The organism is Nordella sp. HKS 07, assembly GCF_011046735.1.
Lineage (GTDB): Bacteria > Pseudomonadota > Alphaproteobacteria > Rhizobiales > Aestuariivirgaceae > Taklimakanibacter.
Genome location: NZ_CP049258.1, coordinates 7,079,812 through 7,101,008, shown reverse-complemented (window position 1 = coordinate 7,101,008; position 21,197 = coordinate 7,079,812). Strand labels below are relative to the sequence as shown.

The 21,197-nt window shown below is 60.9% G+C and carries 15 protein-coding genes and 1 pseudogene; 8 read left to right on the top strand and 8 right to left on the bottom strand.

The annotated features are described in order from the left end of the window. Positions 1-279: 279 nt before the first annotated feature. From G5V57_RS33555 to G5V57_RS33545, 3 genes are all read right to left on the bottom strand, one after another. Positions 280-1,554 carry a glucoamylase family protein gene (locus G5V57_RS33555; RefSeq protein WP_165173567.1) on the bottom strand — a complete coding sequence of 425 codons (1,275 nt, stop codon included), beginning with the start codon at positions 1,552-1,554 and terminating at the stop codon, positions 280-282. Next, positions 1,551-3,377 carry an ABC transporter ATP-binding protein/permease gene (locus G5V57_RS33550; RefSeq protein ID WP_165173565.1) on the bottom strand — a complete coding sequence of 609 codons (1,827 nt, stop codon included), beginning with the start codon at positions 3,375-3,377 and terminating at the stop codon, positions 1,551-1,553. The genes G5V57_RS33555 and G5V57_RS33550 overlap by 4 nt, the downstream gene beginning before the upstream one ends. Positions 3,378-3,450: 73 nt before the next feature. Beyond that, positions 3,451-5,304: an ABC transporter ATP-binding protein/permease gene (locus tag G5V57_RS33545; RefSeq protein ID WP_165173563.1), complete on the bottom strand. Its 1,854-nt coding sequence runs from the start codon at positions 5,302-5,304 to the stop codon at positions 3,451-3,453. A gap of 237 nt (positions 5,305-5,541) precedes the next feature. On the opposite strand from G5V57_RS33545, the pseudogene G5V57_RS33540 reads away from it, so the two are divergent. The 4 genes and pseudogenes from G5V57_RS33540 to G5V57_RS33530 all read left to right on the top strand — a co-directional run. Further along, positions 5,542-7,200: pseudogene (locus G5V57_RS33540) on the top strand (glycoside hydrolase family 3 N-terminal domain-containing protein); the annotation flags it as partial. A gap of 49 nt (positions 7,201-7,249) precedes the next feature. Continuing rightward, a complete protein-coding gene (locus tag G5V57_RS34710; RefSeq protein ID WP_246737759.1) occupies positions 7,250-7,723 on the top strand; it encodes a fibronectin type III-like domain-contianing protein in 474 nt (157 codons plus the stop codon). A gap of 381 nt (positions 7,724-8,104) precedes the next feature. After that, positions 8,105-8,530, top strand: coding sequence for a hypothetical protein (locus G5V57_RS33535; protein ID WP_165173561.1), 426 nt, complete (start codon positions 8,105-8,107; stop codon positions 8,528-8,530). A gap of 180 nt (positions 8,531-8,710) precedes the next feature. Further along, on the top strand, positions 8,711-9,028 hold the full coding sequence (locus G5V57_RS33530; RefSeq protein WP_165173559.1) for a hypothetical protein: 318 nt from the start codon (positions 8,711-8,713) through the stop codon (positions 9,026-9,028). Positions 9,029-9,080: 52 nt separating this feature from the next. On the opposite strand, the gene G5V57_RS33525 is transcribed toward G5V57_RS33530, so the two are convergent. Further along, complete coding sequence (locus tag G5V57_RS33525; protein WP_165173557.1) at positions 9,081-9,992, bottom strand: carbohydrate-binding domain-containing protein; 912 nt, start codon at positions 9,990-9,992, stop codon at positions 9,081-9,083. Positions 9,993-10,465: 473 nt separating this feature from the next. Here G5V57_RS33525 and G5V57_RS33520 point away from each other — a divergent pair, with 473 nt between their 5' ends. Continuing rightward, positions 10,466-12,082: a hypothetical protein gene (locus G5V57_RS33520; RefSeq protein WP_165173555.1), complete on the top strand. Its 1,617-nt coding sequence runs from the start codon at positions 10,466-10,468 to the stop codon at positions 12,080-12,082. Positions 12,083-12,140: 58 nt separating this feature from the next. Here the strand turns inward: G5V57_RS33520 and G5V57_RS33515 are convergent, their stop codons facing one another. Next, positions 12,141-13,193 carry a hypothetical protein gene (locus G5V57_RS33515; protein WP_165173553.1) on the bottom strand — a complete coding sequence of 351 codons (1,053 nt, stop codon included), beginning with the start codon at positions 13,191-13,193 and terminating at the stop codon, positions 12,141-12,143. Between the two features lie 260 nt (positions 13,194-13,453). Here G5V57_RS33515 and G5V57_RS33510 point away from each other — a divergent pair, with 260 nt between their 5' ends. From G5V57_RS33510 to G5V57_RS33500, 3 genes are all read left to right on the top strand, one after another. Then, the gene (locus G5V57_RS33510; protein ID WP_165173551.1) at positions 13,454-14,950 is read left to right on the top strand and encodes a CapA family protein; all 1,497 of its coding nucleotides are present in this window, start codon (positions 13,454-13,456) and stop codon (positions 14,948-14,950) included. 317 nt (positions 14,951-15,267) lie between these two features. Beyond that, the gene (locus tag G5V57_RS34045) at positions 15,268-16,299 is read left to right on the top strand and encodes a hypothetical protein (protein WP_206530145.1); all 1,032 of its coding nucleotides are present in this window, start codon (positions 15,268-15,270) and stop codon (positions 16,297-16,299) included. Positions 16,300-16,329: 30 nt separating this feature from the next. Further along, a complete protein-coding gene (locus G5V57_RS33500; protein WP_165173549.1) occupies positions 16,330-17,220 on the top strand; it encodes a hypothetical protein in 891 nt (296 codons plus the stop codon). Between the two features lie 514 nt (positions 17,221-17,734). Here the strand turns inward: G5V57_RS33500 and G5V57_RS33495 are convergent. The 3 genes from G5V57_RS33495 to G5V57_RS33485 form a co-directional block, all read right to left on the bottom strand. Next, positions 17,735-18,001, bottom strand: a complete 267-nt coding sequence (locus tag G5V57_RS33495; protein WP_165173547.1) for a hypothetical protein — start codon at positions 17,999-18,001, stop codon at positions 17,735-17,737. 376 nt (positions 18,002-18,377) lie between these two features. After that, on the bottom strand, positions 18,378-19,274 hold the full coding sequence (locus G5V57_RS33490; RefSeq protein ID WP_246737758.1) for a glycosyltransferase family 2 protein: 897 nt from the start codon (positions 19,272-19,274) through the stop codon (positions 18,378-18,380). Continuing rightward, positions 19,274-21,175, bottom strand: coding sequence for a glycosyltransferase (locus G5V57_RS33485; protein ID WP_165173543.1), 1,902 nt, complete (start codon positions 21,173-21,175; stop codon positions 19,274-19,276). Before G5V57_RS33485 ends, G5V57_RS33490 begins: the two co-directional genes overlap by 1 nt. Positions 21,176-21,197: the final 22 nt, after the last annotated feature.

The following is a 21,197-nucleotide window of genomic DNA, read 5'->3' as shown; positions in this document are numbered from 1 at the left end:
CCCGCTTGCGGGAGAAGGTGCCCGAAGGGCGGATGAGGGTGTTCTTGCAACGTCGGTGATTTCCCAGAAAGTCGAGGGATCCACCGTGCTGATATCGGAACTCGTCAGCCGAAGCTTGTGATCGTCGTCCCAACACCCTCATCCGGCCTGTCGGCCACTGCCGGCCTTCGCTTGCGCTCCGGCGCTCGTCGCTCAAAAAGGACCACTGGACCTTTTTGTCGGCTTCGCCGCCGCGCCTCGCCCCGCAAGCGGGAGAAGGGAAAATCATTGGAAACCGGTTCATGCAATCTTGCCGTCGCAATGCGGGCTCTCGAAGCCGAGCTTCCGGAGGCCCGTCTGGATCTCCGGAATGCTCATGAACAGGTTCCACAGGAGACCGCTGCGGTGGTTCTCGATCATGACGATGATGGGGCCCTGGTCGATCGCGAGGAAAGTGTCGGCATACCAGTCGCGTGTCTCGTTGAAGGCGTCGACGAAGCCGAAGCGTCCCCACAGCCTGTCCCTCGCTTTGAGGAAGTGGCGCAGTGCCCGCATCGATTCCTTGGGCGTGTAGGGCATGCTGGCGAGCGCCGCGGTCGGTGAGATCGTGCCATTGTCGTTCTCGGGCGCATGCGCGCTGTAGCCGTCTGGGTCATCGCTCGCGGTCAGTCCCCAGCTCGAGGGGCCATAGCCCTTGTGACCTTTTGGATTGCGCCGGCAATGCTCGTAATTGATGCGGACATGAGCAAGGTTCTGGGCCCAGTAATCGGCATAGCGGTCCTTGAGTCCGCGGGGATCGAGGCCGCAGAAGGAATAATGCGCGAAGAACAGCGGGCCGCCATAGGAAGGCCCCAACGGCAACTCGATGCCGTAATAGCTTTTGCCGTTCAGGAAGTCGCGGCTCGCGGCGAAGCCCTCGTGATAGGTGTCGGGCGAAATCGCGTAGCGGGGTGCTGAGACCGCCAGCACATAAGTGATGAGGCACTCGCTCCATCCGCGGATGCCGTGGTCGAGAGCCCAGCCATTATTCGGGCTCCAGTGCCAGTAGAGCAGCTTGCGCCCGTCGCGCGTATACCAGTTCCACTCGATCTCGCTCCACAGCCAGGTGATGCGTCCGCGCAGGCGCCTTTCCACCGACGTGTCGCGGCTAAAGTATTGCCGGGCGCATAGCAGGCCCTGGAAGAGGAGCGACGTCTCGACCAGATCGCCGCCGTCATCCTTGCGCCAGAAGGGAATAGTGGCCCCCGTGCGGCCGTTGATGAAATGCGGCAGGGCGCCGTGATAGCAGGGGCCGCGCTCCAAGATCTCGAGCATGTGGCTGAGTCGCTCGATCGCCGCTTCGCGCGTTACCCATTTGCGCTCCACCGCCACGATGATCGCCATGACCGCGAAACCGGTGCCGCCGATCGTTACCTTGTCGTCGTCAGGCGTCCTGTCGCGGTAGGTTCGGTCGAGCGCCATGAAGCTCACCGGATGAGCGCCCTCCCAGAAGTAGCGGAAGGTCTCACGCTGGATGGTTTCGAGCAGTGCCTCATCGGCGAGCTTTCGGTCGGGCGTCGTGTCAGTCTTCTTCATTTAACGGCTTCCAGAGGGCGAACGGTCTTGGGTCTGATATCGGGCATCTGCTTGCGCGGCGCCAGGCAGCGGGTCTCCGGATCCTTCACCAGATGCAGGACGCGCGTGAAGACATGGTCATGCGCTTCGGCCTTGCCGACGTGGATGATCCCGGTTTGCTTCAAGTCGCGGGCCAGCATGGCGACGATGCGCTCATGGGTTTCGTCATCGATCGAATCGAGCACTTCGTCGATCAGCAGCCATTTTGGATTGTGCAGCCGAACGCGGGCGAAGGCGAGGGACTGCTGTTCGTCATCGTCGAGCTTCTTCTCCCAACGTTTGCGCAGATCGAGCTTGGCGACGAGATTGTCGAGGCCGACGCTTTTCAGGGCCTCCTCGAACTCTTGGGGCTCGAAGTCGCCGACGGCAGAAGGATAAGCGAGGACTTCGCGCAGGGCGCCGGGCGGCAGATAAGGGATGCGCGGCATATATTGGATGCTCTCGCCCTTGGGCCAGGTGATGCGCCCATCACCCCACAGCCACAGGCCAGACAGGGTCCGGAACAGGAGCGTCTTGCCGGCGCCGGATTCGCCCACCATCAGGACGCGGTCGCCGGCTTTGATCTCGACATGGCGCTCCTGGAGCATGGTGCAGCCGGTCGGCGAGGCGATCTCGAGGTTGTCGATGGTCAGTTTTCCGGGCGCGCCCTCGGAGAATTCGATGCGGCTTTCGACGGTGTGCAGCACATCGGTCCTGAGCACGGCGCTGCGGAAACTCGCGACACGCAGCAACGTGGCGCGCCAGTCCGCGATGGCGCTGAAATTATCGATGAACCAGCGCAGCGAGTTGTGCACCTGGTTGAAGGCGCCGACCGCCATCATCAGGCCGCCGAAGGAGAGATCGCCGGCGAAATAAACGGGTGCCGCCACCAGGATCGGCGCCACGATGGTGAACCATCCATAGCCGGCGGTCACCCAGGTGAGGCCGGTGATACGCGCGATGATGGCGCGCGTGGCGTCGAGCACCGACTGGAGGTCGACCTCGACACGGCGCTTCTCGTCGGCCTCACCCCTGTAAAGAGCGACGGCATCGATATGCTCGTTGACGCGCATCATCGAGAAGCGCAGGTCGGCCTCACGGGCATAGCGCTCGGCATTGCGCTGGACGAGTGGCCGGCCCACCCAATAGCTGATCAGCGAGGCCGAGCCCGCATAGATGATCGCGGCCCAGACCATGTAGCCCGGAATGTCGAAGGTACGCCCGCCCAGCGTGAAGATGAAGCCGGAAGAGAGCGACCACAAGACGCCGATGAAGCTCGCCAGCAGGATTGTCGCCTGGAACAGCCCGATGCCGAGATCGGCCGAAAGCTCGCTGAGATGGCGGGCATCCTCATGCAGGCGCTGGTCCGGGTTGACACCGATCGGGCCGGCGCTGGCGAGGCGGAAAGCGCGCAGAGGCTGGAGCCATTGTCCGACCAGGTCGAGAACCAACCCCTCGCGGAGCTTGAGCTTGATCATCTGGCTGAGCCAGGTCTGCAGGACGTTGAGGACCAGGAGGCTACCGGCGATGATGCCGAAGACGCCGAGCTGGGTCATGAAGTCGCCGAGGTCGCGTCGCGCCAACGCGTCATAGAAGGGCTGATTCCAGCTGTTGAGGCGGATCTGCCCATAAGCGGTGATGAGGATGACGGCGACGAGACCGAAGCCCAGGAGCAGCAGGGTGTTGCGCACCGGGGAGGCAAAGAGCGCGCCGATCATCATGGAGAGCTGTGGGACGAGGCCCTGATGGGCCGCCTCGTCAATGTCAGTCGCGGCATCGGCGAGCTGGGCGGACTGATCGGTCATGGCGGACTAACCTTTGGAATCTAGAGGACGAAACACCATCCTCGCATTCCTGACCGGCGGGCGGGAGTAAAAATTATTCGGCGGCTTCGAGGCCTGGCCGCGGACGCGCTGTCCCAGCGTCAGCTGTTCCCGCGTCATAAGTCACCGGCGCTGGGGCGGTTTCAAGCCTGCGCGACAGGCGCAGCTTGCGGCCGAAGAACCCATTGAGGGCGGTGCAGGCGCCGATGCCGATGACCGACGTGCCGACAAGCTCGCGCGCGAAGATTGAGCGGAACAGCCGCAGATCCTGATCATTGGCGGTGGCGGCCATATCCTCGAACAGCACCCAGGCCGGGCGGTGGAGAATGAAACGCGCCAGCATCAGGCGCTGCTGGTCGAGGACCGGAAGCGTCCGGTCCCAGCGCTCCTTGTCGTCGAGCCGGCCAAGCAGATGGATGAGGCCAGCGCGCACGAGCGCGGCCGAGACCAGGGTGTCGTCGAGCTCGGCCGGACTCGCCGGATAGATCAGCGCCTCGCGCAAGGTGCCGATGCGGAAGTGGAGCCGCGCCGGGACGAACATGACATCGGCTGCCGCCGGAAAAAGAATAGTGCCCGAGCCTTGTGTCGAGAGCCCGACGAGCGTGCGCAACAGCAGGGAGCGGTCGCCATCGGTGGCGGCGTCGACCGAAACGCGCTCACCCGACCTAATCTCGATTGATGCCGTGGCGAAGGTCAGCGGGCTGTCACTCGGGCCGATCGCCACATTGTCAAAGCTCATGGCGCCCTGCGGGTGCGACTCGAGGACAAGGCTGCCCGGGCCGGCCGTTTCGGGAGCGGGATCGAGATGGGACAGGCCGTTGCGGAAGCGCGATACGCGCAGCAGCGTTGCCCGCCAGTCTGCGATACCTGGGAAATTGTCGACGAACCAGCGCAGCGAGTTCTGGACCTGGCTGAAGGCGCCGACCACCATCATCAGGCCGCCGATGGTGAGGCTGCCGCTGAAGAAGCCCGGGGTGGCGAGAAGGATCGGCACAAGCAACGCCAGCCAGCCATAGCCCGAGGTTATCCAGGTGAGGCGCGAATGACCATTGGCGAGCTTTTGCCCGAGATCGATGACGTGGACGATGGAGCCGTTGGCGGTACGCCGTTCATGTGCCTCGCCGCGCCCCAGCGCGACCGATTTCACCGTCTCGTTGATGCGCATGATGGTGAAGCGCAGATCCGCCTCGCGGGCATAGCGCTCGGCATTGAGCTTGATCAGGGGCCGGCCGATGAACCAGGTAAGCCAGGACCCGGTGAACGCATAAGCGAGCGCGCACCAGACCATGTAGCCCGGGACGGTGAAGGATGTGCCGCCATGGCTGAACACGACCTGGTTCGAGAGGGTCCACAGCACGCCTACGAAGCTGACCAGCAGCAGGGACGCATGGAACAGGCCGATGGTCAGGCTCGCCGACATTTCGGCGAGATGGCGGGCATCGGCCTGGATGTATTGATCGGGATTGGCGCCGTCTTCGCCGGCCTGAGAAAGGTGATAGGCACGCCCGGGCTTCAGCCATTTATCCATGAGATCGTGGGTCAGCCACTCGCGCAGGCGGACCTTGATCGTCTCCTGGAGCCAGGTCTGTGCCACCACGAGACAGAGCAGGCCGCCGACAATGATGAGGAAAGTCACGACCTCATTGACGAGGAGAGAGACCGATCGCTGGAGCAGCGTGTCGTAGAAAGCGCCGAACCAGGCGTTGAGCTTGATCTGTCCGAATGTGTTGACGAGAATGACCAGGACGAGGCCACCGACCATCAGAAGCAGCCTGTTGCGCTGGGGCGAGATGTTGAGGTCTCGCAACAGAGGCAGTGCTTGCGCCCAGAAGCGGCGCTGATTATTTTCGACACAGAATTTCTTCCACGCCGGAGTCTGTGCCGTCTCCGACGTTTTATTAGCAACCATGGGTCCGTTACAGCCCCTTGTGCGTTTTCTGTCTTTCTTCTTGTCGTTGATTCCTGCCCATTTTGAATCTTAATCGAAGATCATCGGCCTAGCTAGTAAACGCTTTATGTAAATCTGGTGCGCAAGGCCAAAATCTCGATTATTCAAGCCACTGTGACGGTAAAGCCACAGCCAGACCGGTTCCATTATTGGAACTCTAGTATTTGTCAGGCAATTAGCATGCCGTAGTTGATGTGAATGGCCGCTGAACAACCCGGAGATATTATGTCAATGAGATTGACCGATCGCGTGGCGCGGCTTCTTAGCACCATGAGTGTCGATGAAAAGATCGGCCAGCTGAACATGTTGACCGCCGGCCAGGTGGTGACCGGCCCCGGCGACCCTGCGAATTATATGGCAGCGCTCAAGGCGGGGCGCCTCGGCGGGGTGTTCAATATGTTCGGGCGCGGGCAGGTGCGCGATCTGCAGCGCGTTGCGATCGAGGAGACGCGCCTCGGCATCCCGCTGCTCTTCGGCTATGACATCATCCATGGCCATCGGACGATATTCCCGATCCCTCTCGCCGAGGCGGGCGCCTTCGATGCCGAACTGTGGCAGCGCACCGCCCGCGTGGCGGCGCTCGAGGGCGCGGCCGAGGGACTGAATCTCACTTTCGCGCCTATGCTCGATGTGGCGCGCGATCCGCGCTGGGGCCGGATCGCCGAGGGAGCGGGGGAAGATCCCTGGCTCACGGAACTTTTCGCCAAGGCGAAGACGCATGGCTTCCAGGGCGACGATCTGAAATCGCCCCTGTCGCTGGCTGCCACCGCCAAGCATCTCGCGGCCTATGGCGCCTCGATCGCGGGGCGCGACTACGCGCAGGTCGAGGTCTCGGAACGCACGCTGCACGAAGTCTATCTGCCGCCCTTCAAGGCCGCGATCACGGCGGGCGTGGCCGCGATCATGCCGGCCTTCACTGATATGGACAGCATGCCGCTGACCGCACATGTGCCGATCCTGCGCGACCTGGTGCGCCAGAAGTGGGGTTTCGAGGGCGTCATCATCAGCGACTACAACGCCATTTCCGAGCTCATCCCGCATGGCATCGCAAGCGATCTCATCGAAGCTTCGGCGCTGGCGCTGAAGGCCGGCGTCGATATCGATCTTATGGGGCTGGCCTATGTGCAAGGCCTGGCGCCCGCCCTGCAACAAGGTGCGATTTCCGTCGAAGAGCTCAACCAGGCGGCTTCGCGCGTGCTCATGCTCAAGGAGAGACTGGGGCTGTTCGACGATCCCTATCGCGAGGCGGCGGCCACCTTCGATCACAGAGCGAGACGTGTCGAGCATCGCGATATCGCGCTCGATGCCGCCCGCCGCTCGATCGTGCTGCTCGCCAACCGCAACAAGCTGCTGCCCGTCACCACGCCGCCGCAGCGCGTCGCCATCCTGGGACCGCTCGCCAATGCCCAGGCTGAGATGCTGGGTCCATGGTCGGGAGCAGGGCTCATCGAGGACATGGTGCCGTTCCTGCCCGGCATCCGGGCCGCGTGGCCCAGAAGCGAGATCCTGCACGCGCCGGGTGTTGAGATCGAAGGCGGTGATACAAACGGTGTCGCGGCCGCGGTTGACTTGGCGCGCCGTTCCGACCTCGTGCTGCTCTGTCTCGGAGAGCAGCGCTTCATGAGCGGCGAGGCGGGGAGCCGGGCGGTGCCGGATCTGCCGGGGTTGCAGGCGGAATTCGCCAAGGCCGTGCTCGATACCGGCAAGCCGGTGGTCGTGCTGCTCTCCTCAGGGCGCCCGCTGATGGTGAGCTGGCTCTTCGAGCGTGCCGATGCGGTTCTCGCCACCTGGTTCCTCGGCAGCGAGGCTGGACATGCGGTGGCCGATGTGCTGACCGGCAAGTGGAATCCGTCCGCCAAGCTTGCGGTTTCCTGGCCGCTCGACGTCGGGCAAGTTCCCGTCTTCTATGGGCAGAAGCCGAGCGGCCGGCCGGCCGCGCCGGACTTCCGCTATTCGAGCAAATATCTCGATCTGCCGAACGAGCCGCAGTTCCCCCTTCGGGCACGGCCTCTCGTATACCCGCTTCACCTATGGCGATCTGACCGTCAGCCCGAGCGAAGTGCGCGCCGGCGAGAAGATCATCGTGGAAGCGACCGTTACCAACGATGGCGAGCTTGTGGGCGAGGAGACAGCACTCCTCTTCATCCGCGATCCGGTGGCGAGCGTGTCGCGCCCGGTGCTCGAGCTCAGAGGTGTGGTGAAGCTCATCCTCGACCCCGGACAGTCGAAGCGAGCGCGCTTCACGCTCACAACCGACGATCTGAGCTACCCGGACGCCGATTTCATGCCGAAGCTGGAAGCCGGCGTCTTCGAGATTTTCGTTGGACCATCGGCCAAGCACGACACGCTGCTGAAGATGCAGATCCATCTCGCCGATTGAGCCGCGTAGACCGGGCGCTTCGTCTTGCCTTGACGCAAGGGATCGGTCGCAGTCATGGGGGCGGGTCGATCCCGATAAGCGCAAGCACCATATCGTTGACCGTGTCGATGGTCTTTACGGTCTTGTTTTCTCCACTTTGATGGAGAAAGATAATTGAAAATTTCCGGCAAATTTGAGCGCGTACGGCAAGCGCCTCTTAAGTACGGACGTTCCTGCATTCGGGATTGCCTTGAATTTTAGCGGTTTTTCTAACTCCAAGTACCGACGGCGCGACTAAGTTTTGGCCCATTCGGAAGAGGGGAGTTGGATATGCTTTGTCATAGAGTCGTGCCTACTCTGCTATTCGCGGCCTGCGCCATGGCATTGGTCAGTGACTTGGCCATGGCGGGACCAAAAAAATATGCGAGCCTCGCGCCGAATAACGATCTGTCACCACGCACGGTGTCGATCGGCTCGGATCGGGGCGGTTATGTCATCAATTACGGCCTGCGCATGCTGCGCTGGCGCCAGAATGGCACACAGGTCAAGTTCAGCGGAAAATGCCAGTCGGCCTGCACGCTCTATCTCGGGCTCGCGTCGCGCCAGACCTGCATCAGTCCGGGCGCTTCCTTCAGCTTCCACCTGCCCTATGGCTCCTCGAAGCGCGGGAACCAGATCGCCGGGGACTTCATGATGCGGAATTATCCTGGCTGGGTGCGTTCCTGGATACGCTCGCAAGGCGGCCTTTCCGGCCGGATGAAGACGATGGGCTATGGCTATGCCAGTCGTTTCATCAAGCCCTGCGGATCGGTGGTCGCCCGGCGATAATCCCGCCCGGACGTGGACGGCTAACCAGTCCGGCAATTTCACGAGTGGGCTCCCGCGAGACCCAAAAGCTCGCGCGTTTCGCTTCTGGCCTGCTGCTTGCAGGGTCGGCCCGGTAACCATGACTTTACCTTTGGGTAGAATTTTGGTTAATAGAGGGTTAACCGGGCAGGAGTGATTGGCGTGACGGCGATGATGGCGAGAAATTCCACCCTATGGATACTCTGTGCGTTGACGCTTAGCGTCAGCGGAAGTGTCTTGGCAGCGCAGGCGGCGAAACGGTCCTGCGCGAGCGAGGAATGTGCCTGTGAAGAGGCGTTAAAGCAGAATACGATCGAGGCGCTGGAAGCATTTCTCAAGAAATATCCGCAAAGCACAAGCGCCGGGGGCAGCACCACCGCCTGCGCCGCTCTGGGTGTGCCCAACGAGGAAGGGGGGGCGGAGCAGAACAGCATGGACGATGCCGAGCCCCTGTCCGACGGCGTCTCTGCCGGCGGATGAAGCCTGCAGACTCCTCCAAGCGGCGGTTCTTCGGATTCCCGCGGGCGAGCGATCAGTGGAAGGTGACGACTATGCGACGGCCGTACCCTTTTTGACTTTCCATTGTGATTTTTTCGGCACCTATCCCCAAACCGGCCAGTTCCTTGGCGACCGCCTGCATACGCGCCTGCGAGAGAGAGTGACGAAAAGCTTGCGACGGACCGCCGCCGGTAAACGCCGTCACCCGCGCTCTGCACGACGTGCCCGCCAAGCTGCCCTTCAGCCGAGCCAGTTGCTCCCGCATGGCCTCCGAAAGCTCGCTTGCATTCTTTTCGAAACCGGCGAGTTCCAGCGGCGGAACATTACACGCCGCCGATGATTTCTCCGCCTTGGGCGCGTTCGCAATTTCCGGCATCTTGGATCCCGCCGCCTTCTCCCCCAAAGTCTGCCAACCACCGGCCGGCCGATCGAGTCTCAGCCGTCCATTCCTGAAAAGCGCCGCGTATCTGGGCCTGATCCTGGCGCCCTTGCTCGTTGGCATTACCGGTTCAAGTGCCGTGGGGCGGAACTCGTGGATCGTGACAATCGAGTCGGCCGGACCTTCAATCACGGTGCGGAGCGAAAGTGCCAGAACATAGAGATTCCTGTTGCCCGGCTTGCCGTCACCGGCGAGGGTGTCATTGATGAACTCGACATCGAGGCGGGAGACCGCGTCAATATTGGGGATGTCGAACGAAAATCTCTCGGAATTCCTGCGCTTGCGAAGCTTCTTGAGATTCAGCTTCTCGCCCTTGGCCGTGTCGAACGCGCGGGTAAGTTCTCCCGATCCGATCAGCTGATCATCGGCATAGAGACGAAATTGCGGCGCTCCGTCATAGGCCTCGCCAGCCATCGTGACGACGACGACAGCATCCCTTGCCAGTGCCGCCTGGCCGAGCAACACAGCGAACAAGAGCAAAAATGTCACGCGCAGGCAGCTATTCATTGGCGCGTATCTACAACCTGTGAGTTTCAGGGGCGTAATCGCCGCAAACATCTCCGCGAGGCTACTGAAGGGGCAGAGCAAAATCAATCGCTCAGGCATATTGGCTGGCTAATGAGGATGTGGCCGGGGCATGGACCTCGGCCGAGCGTTTTGCCTCGCGCGCTTTTGTTCTTATTCTTCCGCCGCCCGTCGGTTCATCACCCCCTGCGGTTCTTCGGCGGCCGCCGGACCGGGTGGTCGAAGACGTTCGCTGGCGAATGGCCGAACGAATTCACTATTTTTAACAGTGGCTTACACGGGTGGCCGAAAGGTCACGCTGAATTCGCGGCCCAAGTATTTACTCGCAAGTATTTACTCGGATGACGGCCTTGCCGGGACGACAGAAAATCCGGCAGCCAGTAGCCCAGATATTACAATCTGAGAAAAACGTGCCAAGCTGGCATGGGACATAGCCTCAGGATGTCTTCGCGGCAATGCAACTCCAGACAAGCATGCTTGAGAATCAGATCGGCGCGGTGCTCTTCGGCAAAGGCGATGGGCCCCGGCTCGGCAACCCGTTCTGGCTGGTCTGGCGGGAAAACGGCAGGGCACTGCAATCGGGCTGGCATGAGGTCGAAACGCTTCGCGCCGCCATCGCGCAGGCGGAAGAAGGTGTTCGCGCGCAGGCGACTCATCTCGAGCTCTGCCTGACCGATGGCTACCGCGAGGTATCGGGTAAAGATTTTGACGTCCGATTTCCGGCAAGCGCGCGAGGTCGTCTTGGGCTGGAGATCCGACACCGCGAGGCGCTCCTTCGGATTGCGCCCACCCGGACTATCGCAACCAATCGGGGTTTCCGTCGAGAGCTTGATCGCTTTGCCATGCGATCCGGCGAAAGTTCCGCAAATCTGCTTCAGGCAGCGCGGATCCGCAGTTTCGAAGCAAGACAGTTCCTGATTACGCTCTCGGCACCAGGCAAGGTACATGAGCTGTATCGGGGAAGCAGGATTGTTGCCTTTCAGGAGGTCGATCGCGACTTGCTGCAGGCGACGATTTCGGATCTTTGCACATGGCTCAGGGAGAACCTGAAGCGCGATGGCCGGATGACCTATAAGTATTGGCCAAGCAGCGGAGAGGAATCTCAGGCCAATAATACGATCAGGCAGTTCATGGCGACGGTTGCCTTGGGCAGGATCGCCGCGCGATCCCAGAGTGCATCTGATGCCGAAGCGGCGCGGCGCAATCTTGGCTATAATCTCTCGGCCTTCTATCGCGAAATCGAGGGCGTGGGGGTGATCATCTGGGACGACAAGGCAAAACTCGGTGCCATCGCCTTGGCCGCGCTCGCGATCCTTGAATTTCGTCAGGCCGGCCTGATTGATCCCCGACATTACAGAGACGAGTTTGATGGGCTTTGCCGGGCAGTCGATGCGCTATGGCAGGCAAACGGCAGTTTCAGAACTTTCCTGGTTCCGGCTGAACGGAACGACAATCAGAATTTCTATCCCGGTGAAGCGTTGCTGTTCTGGGCCAGTCTGTACAGGGCCAACCAAGATGATGCGCTCCTCGGAAAGTGCATTCGAAGTTTCAGCTATTACCGGGACTGGCATCTGAGGGAGCCGAACCCGGCCTTCGTCCCGTGGCACAGTCAGGCTTATGTCATGCTGTATGAAGATACCAGTAATGCGGAGCTGGCGACGTTCGTGCTCGACCGGAATGAGTGGCTTCTGGCGATGCAGCAATGGGATATGACGATCGCGCCCGATTTTCGCGGGCGATTCTATGACCCCCGGCATCCGGAATACGGTCCACCTCATGCCTCGGCGACCGGCGTCTATATGGAGGGGCTCGCCGATGCCTGGCGACTTGCCAGATCCCACGGAGACAGGCGGGAGGAGAATTTCGCGCTAGCCTTGCGGCGTGGGTTACGGAATGTCAGGCAGTTGCAGTTCGTGGATCCCGAAATTGATGCATTCTACGTGCACCGTAAGGCGGCTGTCATGGGTGGGCTGCGAACGGAAACCTACAACAACGAAATTCGTGTCGATAACGTCCAGCATTGTCTCATGGCATTGCTGAAGATTGAGCACGAATCCGATTTTCCCTGGTGAGGTGGCGCCGATCGTCAGCTGGCGAGCCGAGCCCCAGTGCGCTTCCCGACCCGCTGCCTCATCGGCTTCGCTTCTTTCCGGTAATGAGTGGTGGGGAGTTTGGCATAAGGCCGTATGCCAGGAAGGACGAAATATTGTGTTGAATATAGTCGATCCGTACCTCGTTGCTGTCGCTGCCCCGGGCAAATCCGCCATCGGACAGCCGATAGGCCAGTTGAAGCTGCAGGTTGTCGCGCACTACCGCGAGGCACTTCTCGATCTCGTCCTCCGTCGATGCGGATGCCGGCAGGTGACGGCAAATCCGCACATAGGCCAGAAGACCTGCCGAACGGCAGGCGAGCGGCGTGCTGAGACGGGTGTCACGGTAGCCGGGCGAGTGAATGATATTGTCGACGATCCGCCGAGCGTGCTCGCGGTAGACTGGCTGCGGATCCATGCGGTGAAACTGCTCGAGCGCATAAAGCATCCAGTGACTGTGCTGCGCTACGCCATAATCCCGTTCGGCCAGGCGAAGTTCACTTGATTTCGCTTCGTCGAACCAGCGTCGATCACCGGTCGCTTCACAGAGCTTCAGCAGCCCAAACAGCGCCTCGCCGGTATAATGGTCCGAAACGAAGGCATCGGGTTTATCGGTCCAGTAATTGCGCTTGTGGATGAAATCCCCGTCGGCCTTGCGCTGAAGGAGAATATAATCGCCGAGGTCGCGCGCCAGTTTGATAAAGCGTTCCTCGGACTTCGCTTTGGCAAACTCGACCAAAGCTAGGATGGCGAGGCCGCCGCCGCCAAGCTTGACACTGTCTTCTTCCACCATGCAGCGGGCCTGCCCGTCACGATAGGGCAGAATCTTCTCGGCTATCAGCCATTCCATTGCCCGGGTGGCGGCATCGACGACATGAGGCATCGGGCCCAAACTGTTCGAGACCTCGGTCATCGCCCAGATCGCCCCGCAGTGACGCAGCAGACTGTAGCCGCTGGACACTTCCATCGTGTCCGACTGGTAGCGATAGGTGAAGCGGCCATTCTTGCGGGTGAGCTGAGCAAGGCGGTCAGCGGCTCTGCGTGCCACCGACAATGGGTCTATTGTCGTGGGGTTGCGCACGGCTGGAACCATGGGTTTTACCTCATAGAACGAAGACACTCCGTAACAGCCCCAGGGTCCCGAATCCAGAAGGAGGGTCTTGTTCAGTTAAGGACTGGTCAGCCAGAGCCTTTCCCATTTTGATCGAATCAATGGATTCGATCAAAATGGGATAAAAGGCTCGACTACATATATTTGGAGCGCTTCCTTGTCGCGAAAGTCGAGCAACTTTCGCGGGAAGCGCTCTAAGGACGAAATGTACATTTGCCGATGTTTGCTATGGGACTGGCAAGATGGATGGATCCCAAGTCGAGATCATATGGGGTGGTGACGTCAATCTGGGCAGGCGTCAGCATTTCCGTGCCGTCGAGCTCGGTTTCGAGAATGTGATCAGGATCCCCCGGCTCAGAGAGGCGGATCTGAGAATTTTCAACCTCGAATGTGTGGTGGCACTTGCCGGTGAACAGGGCAGTCCGAAGGGGGAGGGCGGACCCTTCTACTTCCGCGCCAGGCCGGACATGCTGCGACTTCTGGAGTTGGCGGAATGCAACATCGTCACGACGGCGAATAACCACAGCGGCGATTATGGCCCGGACGCCATCGCGGAACAAAAGATGTGGCTCGATTCCGTCGGTATCGGGTCAGTGGGCTCGGGCGAAACCCAGGAAGAAGCATTTCGCCCCATTGTTCGTCGTGTCGGCAATTCAAGGATCGCCGTGTTCTCGGTTGATGCCACTCAGCCGCTCTTTGCCGCATCCGCGACGCGTCCGGGAAACGCATTCCTTCCGCTGAAGGATCCGGATGCATGGACCAAAGTTTTCGTGCCGCGCATTGCCTCAGTGCGCAGCGTCGCCGACCATGTCCTGGTCGCGGTCCATTGGGGGGCGAACGGTGAGGAGGTCCCGGGAGCCGCAGAGGTCAAGGTAGGTCACAGGCTGATCGATGCCGGGGCCGACGCCGTTCTTGGCACGTCGGCGCACAAGCTGCAGGGGATCGAGGTCTATCGAGGCCGCCCGATCATTCACGATGCCGGCGATCTTCTGTTCGACCGCGTCAGTCAGTCACTGGAACCGAGCGGCATCTTCGCGTTGCGCCTGGGAGCGGGCGGGGTAAACAGCGTGGAATTCGTTCCCGTCGGCGCGGGTTACGGCTTCTGCAAACAGCTGGAGGGTGCAGAGGCCACGGCAGCGACCCGAGCCTATGCGGAAAAATGCGCGAAGTTCGGAACGACCCTCGCGGTGACGCCGGAGGGACATGGGCTCGTAGAGGTCCGCCCGGATGCCCGCACCGCAATCAAACCGTCGGCTTTGCCGGTCGGATGCACGACAGACAGGGTACCGCCGGATGCCGAAATTGAACCCTTGAGGCTCGGGCCGCTGCGGCTGCTGGGGATACGGCTCAATCCAAGGCGAATGACCGAACGCCAGATGCTCTGGGTGGAGAGTTTCTGGGATGCTGCCGAACGGCCGGATGCCGACTACAGGATCGGCTTCCTGGCCGAGCCCGTGATCAAGGGAGCCATGCCCGCCTGGGGGCGAAGCATGGACCATGATCCCTGCGATTGGCGGGTTCCGACCAGCGGCTGGTCTCCCGGGACGATATACCGCGACTTCTATGGTCTGCGCCCGCCGCCCATCTCGCAGCTGAAGAATGTCGAACTTCAGCTTTCGGTGATGCTACTCGGTCCCGAAGGTAAGGTGGCGCGGCATCGCCTTCCTCATTTCACACTGCTGATCCTGCAATCGAAGAGTGCGGCTGCCTTCTCGAGCGAAGCTCCCCATGGCACATGAGCTTCACGAACGCCCTGCGGATCTGGTCCTGACGAACGGAGACGAGATGTTGCACCTTCGCGCGCGCCTTCCTGGGAATTTCCTGGGGCCTCATTTCAGCGATGCGGCAGAACTCGCCGCGCATCTCCTCGCGATTGCCCGCTCGGGTGATGTCGTGTTGGTGAAGGGATCGCGTCGGGACACGGATTTCGGAGAGATATGCTCGCACCTTCGTCGCGGGCAAGCTCGGTCAGACGGGCTGGAAAGCTGAACTCTGCCATCCAGGACAACTATCCATCGGCGAGTGGGGCGAAGTCGTCGTCGCTAAACGTGCTTCTTTGCGATTCCGGTGTTCATTAAATGAAGAAGCAGGCCCCGATCTTACGCAGGGCCTGCTCCAGGTTCAAAAGGCGCCAATCAGTTCTGCTGACGGCATTCTAAAACGTTCATTACTACGAGTTGCCGCCGTCGCCGCCGCCGCCGCCACCGTTGCCGCCGCCTTCGCCGCCGCCGCCGCCGTTGCCGCCGCCCTTGCCGCCGGAGTTGCCGCCTTCGCCGCCGCCCTTGCTGCCGGAGTTGCCGCTCTCGCCGCCGCCCTTGCTGCCGGAGTTGCCGCTTTCGCCGCCGCCCTTGCTGCCGGAGTTGCCGCTTTCGCCGCCGCCCTTGCTGCCGGAGTTGCCGCTCTCGCCGCCGCCCTTGCTGCCGGAGTTGCCGCTTTCGCCGCCGCCCTTATTGTCGGAGCCGCCGCCTTCGCCGCCGCCCTTGCTGCCGGAGTTGCCGCTTTCGCCGCCGCCCTTGCCGCCGGAGCCGCCGCCTTCGCCGCCACCCTTGCCGCCGGAGCCGCCGCTTTCGCCGCCACCCTTGCCGCCGGAGCCGCCGCTTTCGCCGCCACCCTTGCCGCCGGAGCCGCCGCTTTCGCCGCCGCCCTTACTGTCGGAGCCGCCGCCTTCGCCGCCACCCTTGCCGCCGGAGCCGCCGCCTTCGCCGCCGCCCTTACCGCCGGAGCCGCCGCCTTCGCCGCCGCCCTTATTGTCGGAGCCGCCGCCTTCGCCGCCGCCCTTATTGTCGGAACCGCCGCTTTCGCCGCCGCCCTTGCCGCCGGAGCTGCCGCCTTCGCCGCCGCCCTTGCTGTCGGAGCCGCCGCCCTTGCCGCCGGAGCCGCCGCTTTCGCCGCCGCCCTTACCGTCGGAGCCGCCGCTTTCGCCGCCGCCCTTACCGTCGGAGCCGCCGCCTTTGTCGTCAGAACCGCCGCCTACGCCGCCACCCTTGCCGTCGGAGCCGCCCTGGTCGTCCTTGCCGCCCTTGCCGTGGTTACCGGAGTCGCCTTGGCCGGAGTGTTCCGAGTTCTCGGCGTTGTTGTGGTCGCCTGATTTGCCCGGCGCGTCCTGATCGCCGTTGCCGTGGCCATTGTTCTTGCCGGATTTGCCGTGGCCGTCTCCGTCGCCGTCTCCATCACCGTCGCCGTCTCCATCACCGTCGCCGTCTCCATCACCGTCGCCGTCTCCATCACCGTCGCCGTCTCCATCACCGTCGCCGTCGCCGTCTCCATCACCGTCGCCGTCGCCGTCTCCATCACCGTCGCCGTCGCCGTCTCCATCACCGTCGCCGTCGCCGTCTCCATCACCGTCGCCGTCGCCGTCTCCATCACCGTCGCCGTCGCCGTCTCCATCACCGTCGCCGTCGCCGTCTCCATCACCGTCGCCGTCGCCGTCTCCATCACCGTCGCCGTCGCCGTCTCCATCACCGTCGCCGTCGCCGTCTCCATCACCGTCGCCGTCGCCGTCTCCATCACCGTCGCCGTCGCCGTCTCCATCACCGTCGCCGTCGCCGTCTCCATCACCGTCGCCGTCGCCGTCGCCGTCTCCATCACCGTCGCCGTCGCCGTCGCCGTCTCCATCACCGTCGCCGTCTCCATCACCGTCGCCGTCGCCGTCGCCGTCGCCATCACCGTCGCCATCACCGTCGCCGTCGCCATCACCGTCGCCGTCTCCATCACCGTCGCCGTCTCCATCACCGTCGCCGTCTCCGTCTCCGCCGCGGGGGGTAGCCGGAGTGCGATCATCGTGATCACTGGTGTCATTGCCGTCCGGCGCTGTCGCCGGCGCCTGCGCCATGGCGTAGCAAGCTATCTCGTTGCGATATTGTTCATCGGGAGGAAATTCACGGAGAAAGGCCTCGATCGCCTCCACGGTATTTGCCTTCAAGGCATCGTCGCAAGCCTTCTCAATCTGGGCGAGAGTTACCTCCTTCGCCTGTGCAGGCATCGCAACCAAGCTTGCACAAGTGAATAGGCCCGCGGTCAAAATCCATTTTTTCATCGCCGTACCCTTGTTGGGAAATTTCAGTTGAATGGTGAAATCCGCTTCGTTCCGGGTTCTTAAAATTGTCCGTTTCTGGAACGGATAGGAGATCGAACACCGGTGTCGCCTATGGGCTATTCAAGCGCTGTGCCAATGCGCGAGGCGCGGCGTTTCACCGATGTCGAGCAGGATGGGGGAAGCCGTTTTCCGGAAAGACTTTTCTCGCGCGCACATAGACCGTCGGGGTCTGACATCGCGAAAACCTGTCGTGTAACGAGCCGACAAGTCTTATTTGGCTAACACACATTACCTTACCTTCCCGCGAGGGACACTACCCAAGGTTATTTCAAAATTCAATAAAAATTAACGAAAATAAGACCTTTAGGCTACAAATTGGGACTTCGGCTAAAGGCATTCTGAACTGAGTGTTTTAGGTAAATCACTTAATTTTCAATAAGATAGAATGATCGCGGCGTGCTTCTGTCTCATCAGGTGGCAGGGGGCATCAGATTAACTTTTTGTAACATCCTTGGATTGCGACATAGTCGGGACCAATTCGGGAGAAGGATTCGTCCGAACTGGCTGGACAGAGGACTTCAATGAATGGCTTAGGCGCTGGACTGGTGGGTGTGGCCGTTCCTTTCGGGCTAATTTGGCTCAAACTCGGCATTGCTTTCACGCGGATGGCGCAGCGGAAAAGCACGAACACCAAGTTGGCGCTCATCGGCGCCTTTCCCCTTTGGGCGTTACCTTTTGGGGTATGGCTGTTCATGCGCTCAGATGCCTCCATTCAGGCTGAGGAGGAATCGTCTGATGACGCGGTAGACCCCTTAGCAGCGGATAGCGCTGTTGGACCTGTGTCGGGCGCAGTTGGACCTTTGGCAGACTAATGTGTCAGACTGAAACGACACGAGGGGGAGGCGCAAGCGCCAAGGCGCGAAGCCTCGCCACTGGGTTAGCCCTGTCGAGAAATTCGGCGTTGCCTGCCCTTCAGGAAAGTCCCCCTGATTGAAAGTTCCCGGCCTACGGCAACATGGCAATGCATGCAGGAACCATGACCCGAAGGCGGTTGGACGCTGGTGCTAATCCTCCTAGTGTTCCGAATCCTGTCAGGAAGTTCGCGTTCCGCACACTAGCGAGTTGGTGCTCTAAACTCCACGCAGGCGATCATCGATTTCCGAGTATCCTTGCCGAAGCAGATTGGACAATCTCAGGAACTTGTCCGTGTCGCCCGCCTCGATCATTCCGTTCCGTCTGAGCTTCCGGGCATGAAAATCGAACAGGCCTTCATAAAAGGATCTGAATTCCTTGAGTTCCGCCTGATAGATGCCTCTGGCGATCATAAAATCCTTGATATTGTCGATGGCGAGGAGGAGGTCGATCAGATGCTTCTTGCCGCCCGAATTGGTGATCGAACCGCTCCGGTTGAAGTAGTGGTAGAGTATCTGACCACAGCATCTCACATGTCGCGCGTGATAAAGCAGCGAGGGAATGCTGTGGACATCCTCCCAGTAGCAGTTGGTCGGCAGGGTGATGTTGTTGTCGACGAAAAGCGACTTCCGCCAGATTTTATCGCAGAAGTGCGGGTGGGTGGTGCCCCATAGCATCGACTTGCGGGTGGAATTGTCGACTAGCCGATCTTCCGGCGAATACTCCCACTCGGTCAGGCCGGAGTCATCGAGCACCCGGTAGCCGCAACTGGCGATGTCGATCCGACCACCATCCGTCGCCTGGCGAAGGGTCTCAACAAAATTTGGATCGACATAGTCGTCGCTGTCGATAAAAACCAGATACTCGCCTCGGGCGATCTCGATTCCCGAGTTTCGAGCGCCGCCAGGACCGAGATTGGTCGCGTGACGAATGAGCTGTATGCGCGCGTCGTTGCGAGCGAATGCCTTCACGACGTTCGCGCTCTTGTCCGAGGAACAATCATCGATGCAAATGATCTCGATGTCCGAAAAACTCTGGCCAATGATCGAGTTGAGACTTTTCGCGATGTACTTTTCCGTGTTGAAGATGGGGACTATGACACTGATCTCTGGCATCATATTGCTCCCGCAACCTTGGGCCGGGCCTCGCTCCGTGGCAGCAGCCGGTCCGCATCCACCCACTCGACACCCTGCGCATCCAGGGCGCGGATGACATCGGCCAGCGTCTTCCAGTCATCGTCTGAGAAATAGCGATGATGGGTCACAAGGCCGATGTAGGAAGAGCCGAGTTCACGAGCGGTATCCAGTTCGTCGGCAATGTGCGTTTCTATCTGGGTACGGCCGAGAACCTGCCGGTTCGTCCACCAATCGACGAGATCCACATGAGTATTGATCCGAGGTATGGCCTCGTCCATACGTGTCCAGCCATGTGTTGAAAGGCCCTCGAAACCCAGGCTCTCGGATCCGTCAGCGACCGCATCCGAAATCTGATTCCATGGTGGAACCAGAAGTTTCGAGACCCGGCCACCGAAGACGTCGAGCAGGATATCGCGGCCCTTGGCTAGCTCGTTGAGCACGACATCAACCGGCCGATCGCTGCCCAGCTCGGATGCGTCGTTGCCTTCCGGCGCATAATTCCTATGGCTATAACCGTGGACAGCTCCAGTGACGAGCTCTGTCATGCCAAGCGTGCGGGCGAGCGACCTGTCGCACCGCTCAGGTATGGTTGCCAGCAGCAGGGGCACCGACAGCCAGTGGCTCATACCGATCAGGCTGCGCAATGACGGGTGGTCGATATCGGCGTCATCGTCGCGGATGAAAATCCTTGGACGCAACCCATTTGCTCGCCAATCCTCCAGGGCACGGGAAACGTCCGGGCCGAGAGGCCGATAGGTCACTGAGATCTGCCGCAAGGCGGAGGGTGAGGCGACCCTGCTCCTGCGGGGAAGACGCTCGCCCGGGACTGGCTTGAGGACGGTCACCTTGTTGGGTTCATTCCTTGGCTGCCGGGCGAGTTCCGCGCGTAGATCCTGCACGAGCTGATTATGCGAAGGGAATACCTGCTTGATGCCCAGGAACGGCTTGATCGACCCGAAGAAATTCCGATCGCCACTGAAATCTTCCACGATGCGGTTGATGGCCTTGAGGAAGTTGGCTCTTTCGAAGACAAGGGACCGAATCAGCTTGTTTCTGACATCCAGTGCCGAGTAATTGCGTTCGATCAATTGCTGCACCGCCGCCGCCACGGCATCCTCGTCATCCTCGACGATCCGGCAATATTCGTTCCCATAGTAACGATCCCTGCCGCCTATGCTGGCCGTAGACACGACGGGCAGACCGCACAACATGTACTCGGTCGACACTCGTGAATAACCTTCTTCTCTTGAGAGGCAGAGTCCTACCCTCGCGCGAGCGTAGAGTTGGGCGATTTCCGCACTCCTCAATGGCGTATAGGTGCCGGCCCCCTTGATCTCGTTGGCGAAATGAGACCCGGGCAGGATGATCCGCATTTCCTCGGTTGCCTCCGCTATGGGCTTATGGATGGTCAATCCGTAAATCAGCAGGAGATTGCTGACCTTGCGCGCAAGCTCGTGCCTTTTCATGGCGTCGAAGCGGGCATTGTAGACGGCATCGAATACCCGAAGGGTCTCGATCGTGGTGCCACCCGGCCGCCAGACATTCTCGTCAATGAACATGCTTTGGTGCGCGAGAAGGGCCGGAATCCCCTCAAGACCCAAAAGATGGGTTTCATATTCGGTACTGCAGATCGCCAGAAACTCATGCCCTGGCATGCCCGTGGAGGCCGTCTCGAGCGCGTTCCGCAGTTGCGTGGCAAGCGATCCTTCGAGATTCCAGGTCGGCAAGAGGAGATGGAGTCCCTTTCTGCCTTTGAATATCTCGGGTAGGTCCCGCGCAAGATCCGCAATGAAGATCATATCAGTCTGACATCCGCTGATGGTGATGAGCGGATCGAAGGAGAGGATTCGAAAGGCGTAATTGGGATTCTCGTAGGTCATGGTCGGCATTCCTTAGCCGCTG

Coding starts and splice junctions, on each gene's coding strand:
- G5V57_RS33495 (WP_165173547.1), bottom strand. CDS start 18,001: ATGAACAGCCATACCCCAAAAGGTAACGCCCAAAGGGGAAAGGCGCCG.
- G5V57_RS34710 (WP_246737759.1), top strand. CDS start 7,250: ATGGGCAGAAGCCGAGCGGCCGGCCGGCCGCGCCGGACTTCCGCTATT.
- G5V57_RS33555 (WP_165173567.1), bottom strand. CDS start 1,554: ATGAAGAAGACTGACACGACGCCCGACCGAAAGCTCGCCGATGAGGCA.
- G5V57_RS33510 (WP_165173551.1), top strand. CDS start 13,454: ATGGATGGATCCCAAGTCGAGATCATATGGGGTGGTGACGTCAATCTG.
- G5V57_RS33515 (WP_165173553.1), bottom strand. CDS start 13,193: ATGGTTCCAGCCGTGCGCAACCCCACGACAATAGACCCATTGTCGGTG.
- G5V57_RS33520 (WP_165173555.1), top strand. CDS start 10,466: ATGCAACTCCAGACAAGCATGCTTGAGAATCAGATCGGCGCGGTGCTC.
- G5V57_RS33535 (WP_165173561.1), top strand. CDS start 8,105: ATGGCGGGACCAAAAAAATATGCGAGCCTCGCGCCGAATAACGATCTG.
- G5V57_RS33550 (WP_165173565.1), bottom strand. CDS start 3,377: ATGACCGATCAGTCCGCCCAGCTCGCCGATGCCGCGACTGACATTGAC.
- G5V57_RS33485 (WP_165173543.1), bottom strand. CDS start 21,175: ATGACCTACGAGAATCCCAATTACGCCTTTCGAATCCTCTCCTTCGAT.
- G5V57_RS33545 (WP_165173563.1), bottom strand. CDS start 5,304: ATGGTTGCTAATAAAACGTCGGAGACGGCACAGACTCCGGCGTGGAAG.
- G5V57_RS33490 (WP_246737758.1), bottom strand. CDS start 19,274: ATGCCAGAGATCAGTGTCATAGTCCCCATCTTCAACACGGAAAAGTAC.
- G5V57_RS33525 (WP_165173557.1), bottom strand. CDS start 9,992: ATGAATAGCTGCCTGCGCGTGACATTTTTGCTCTTGTTCGCTGTGTTG.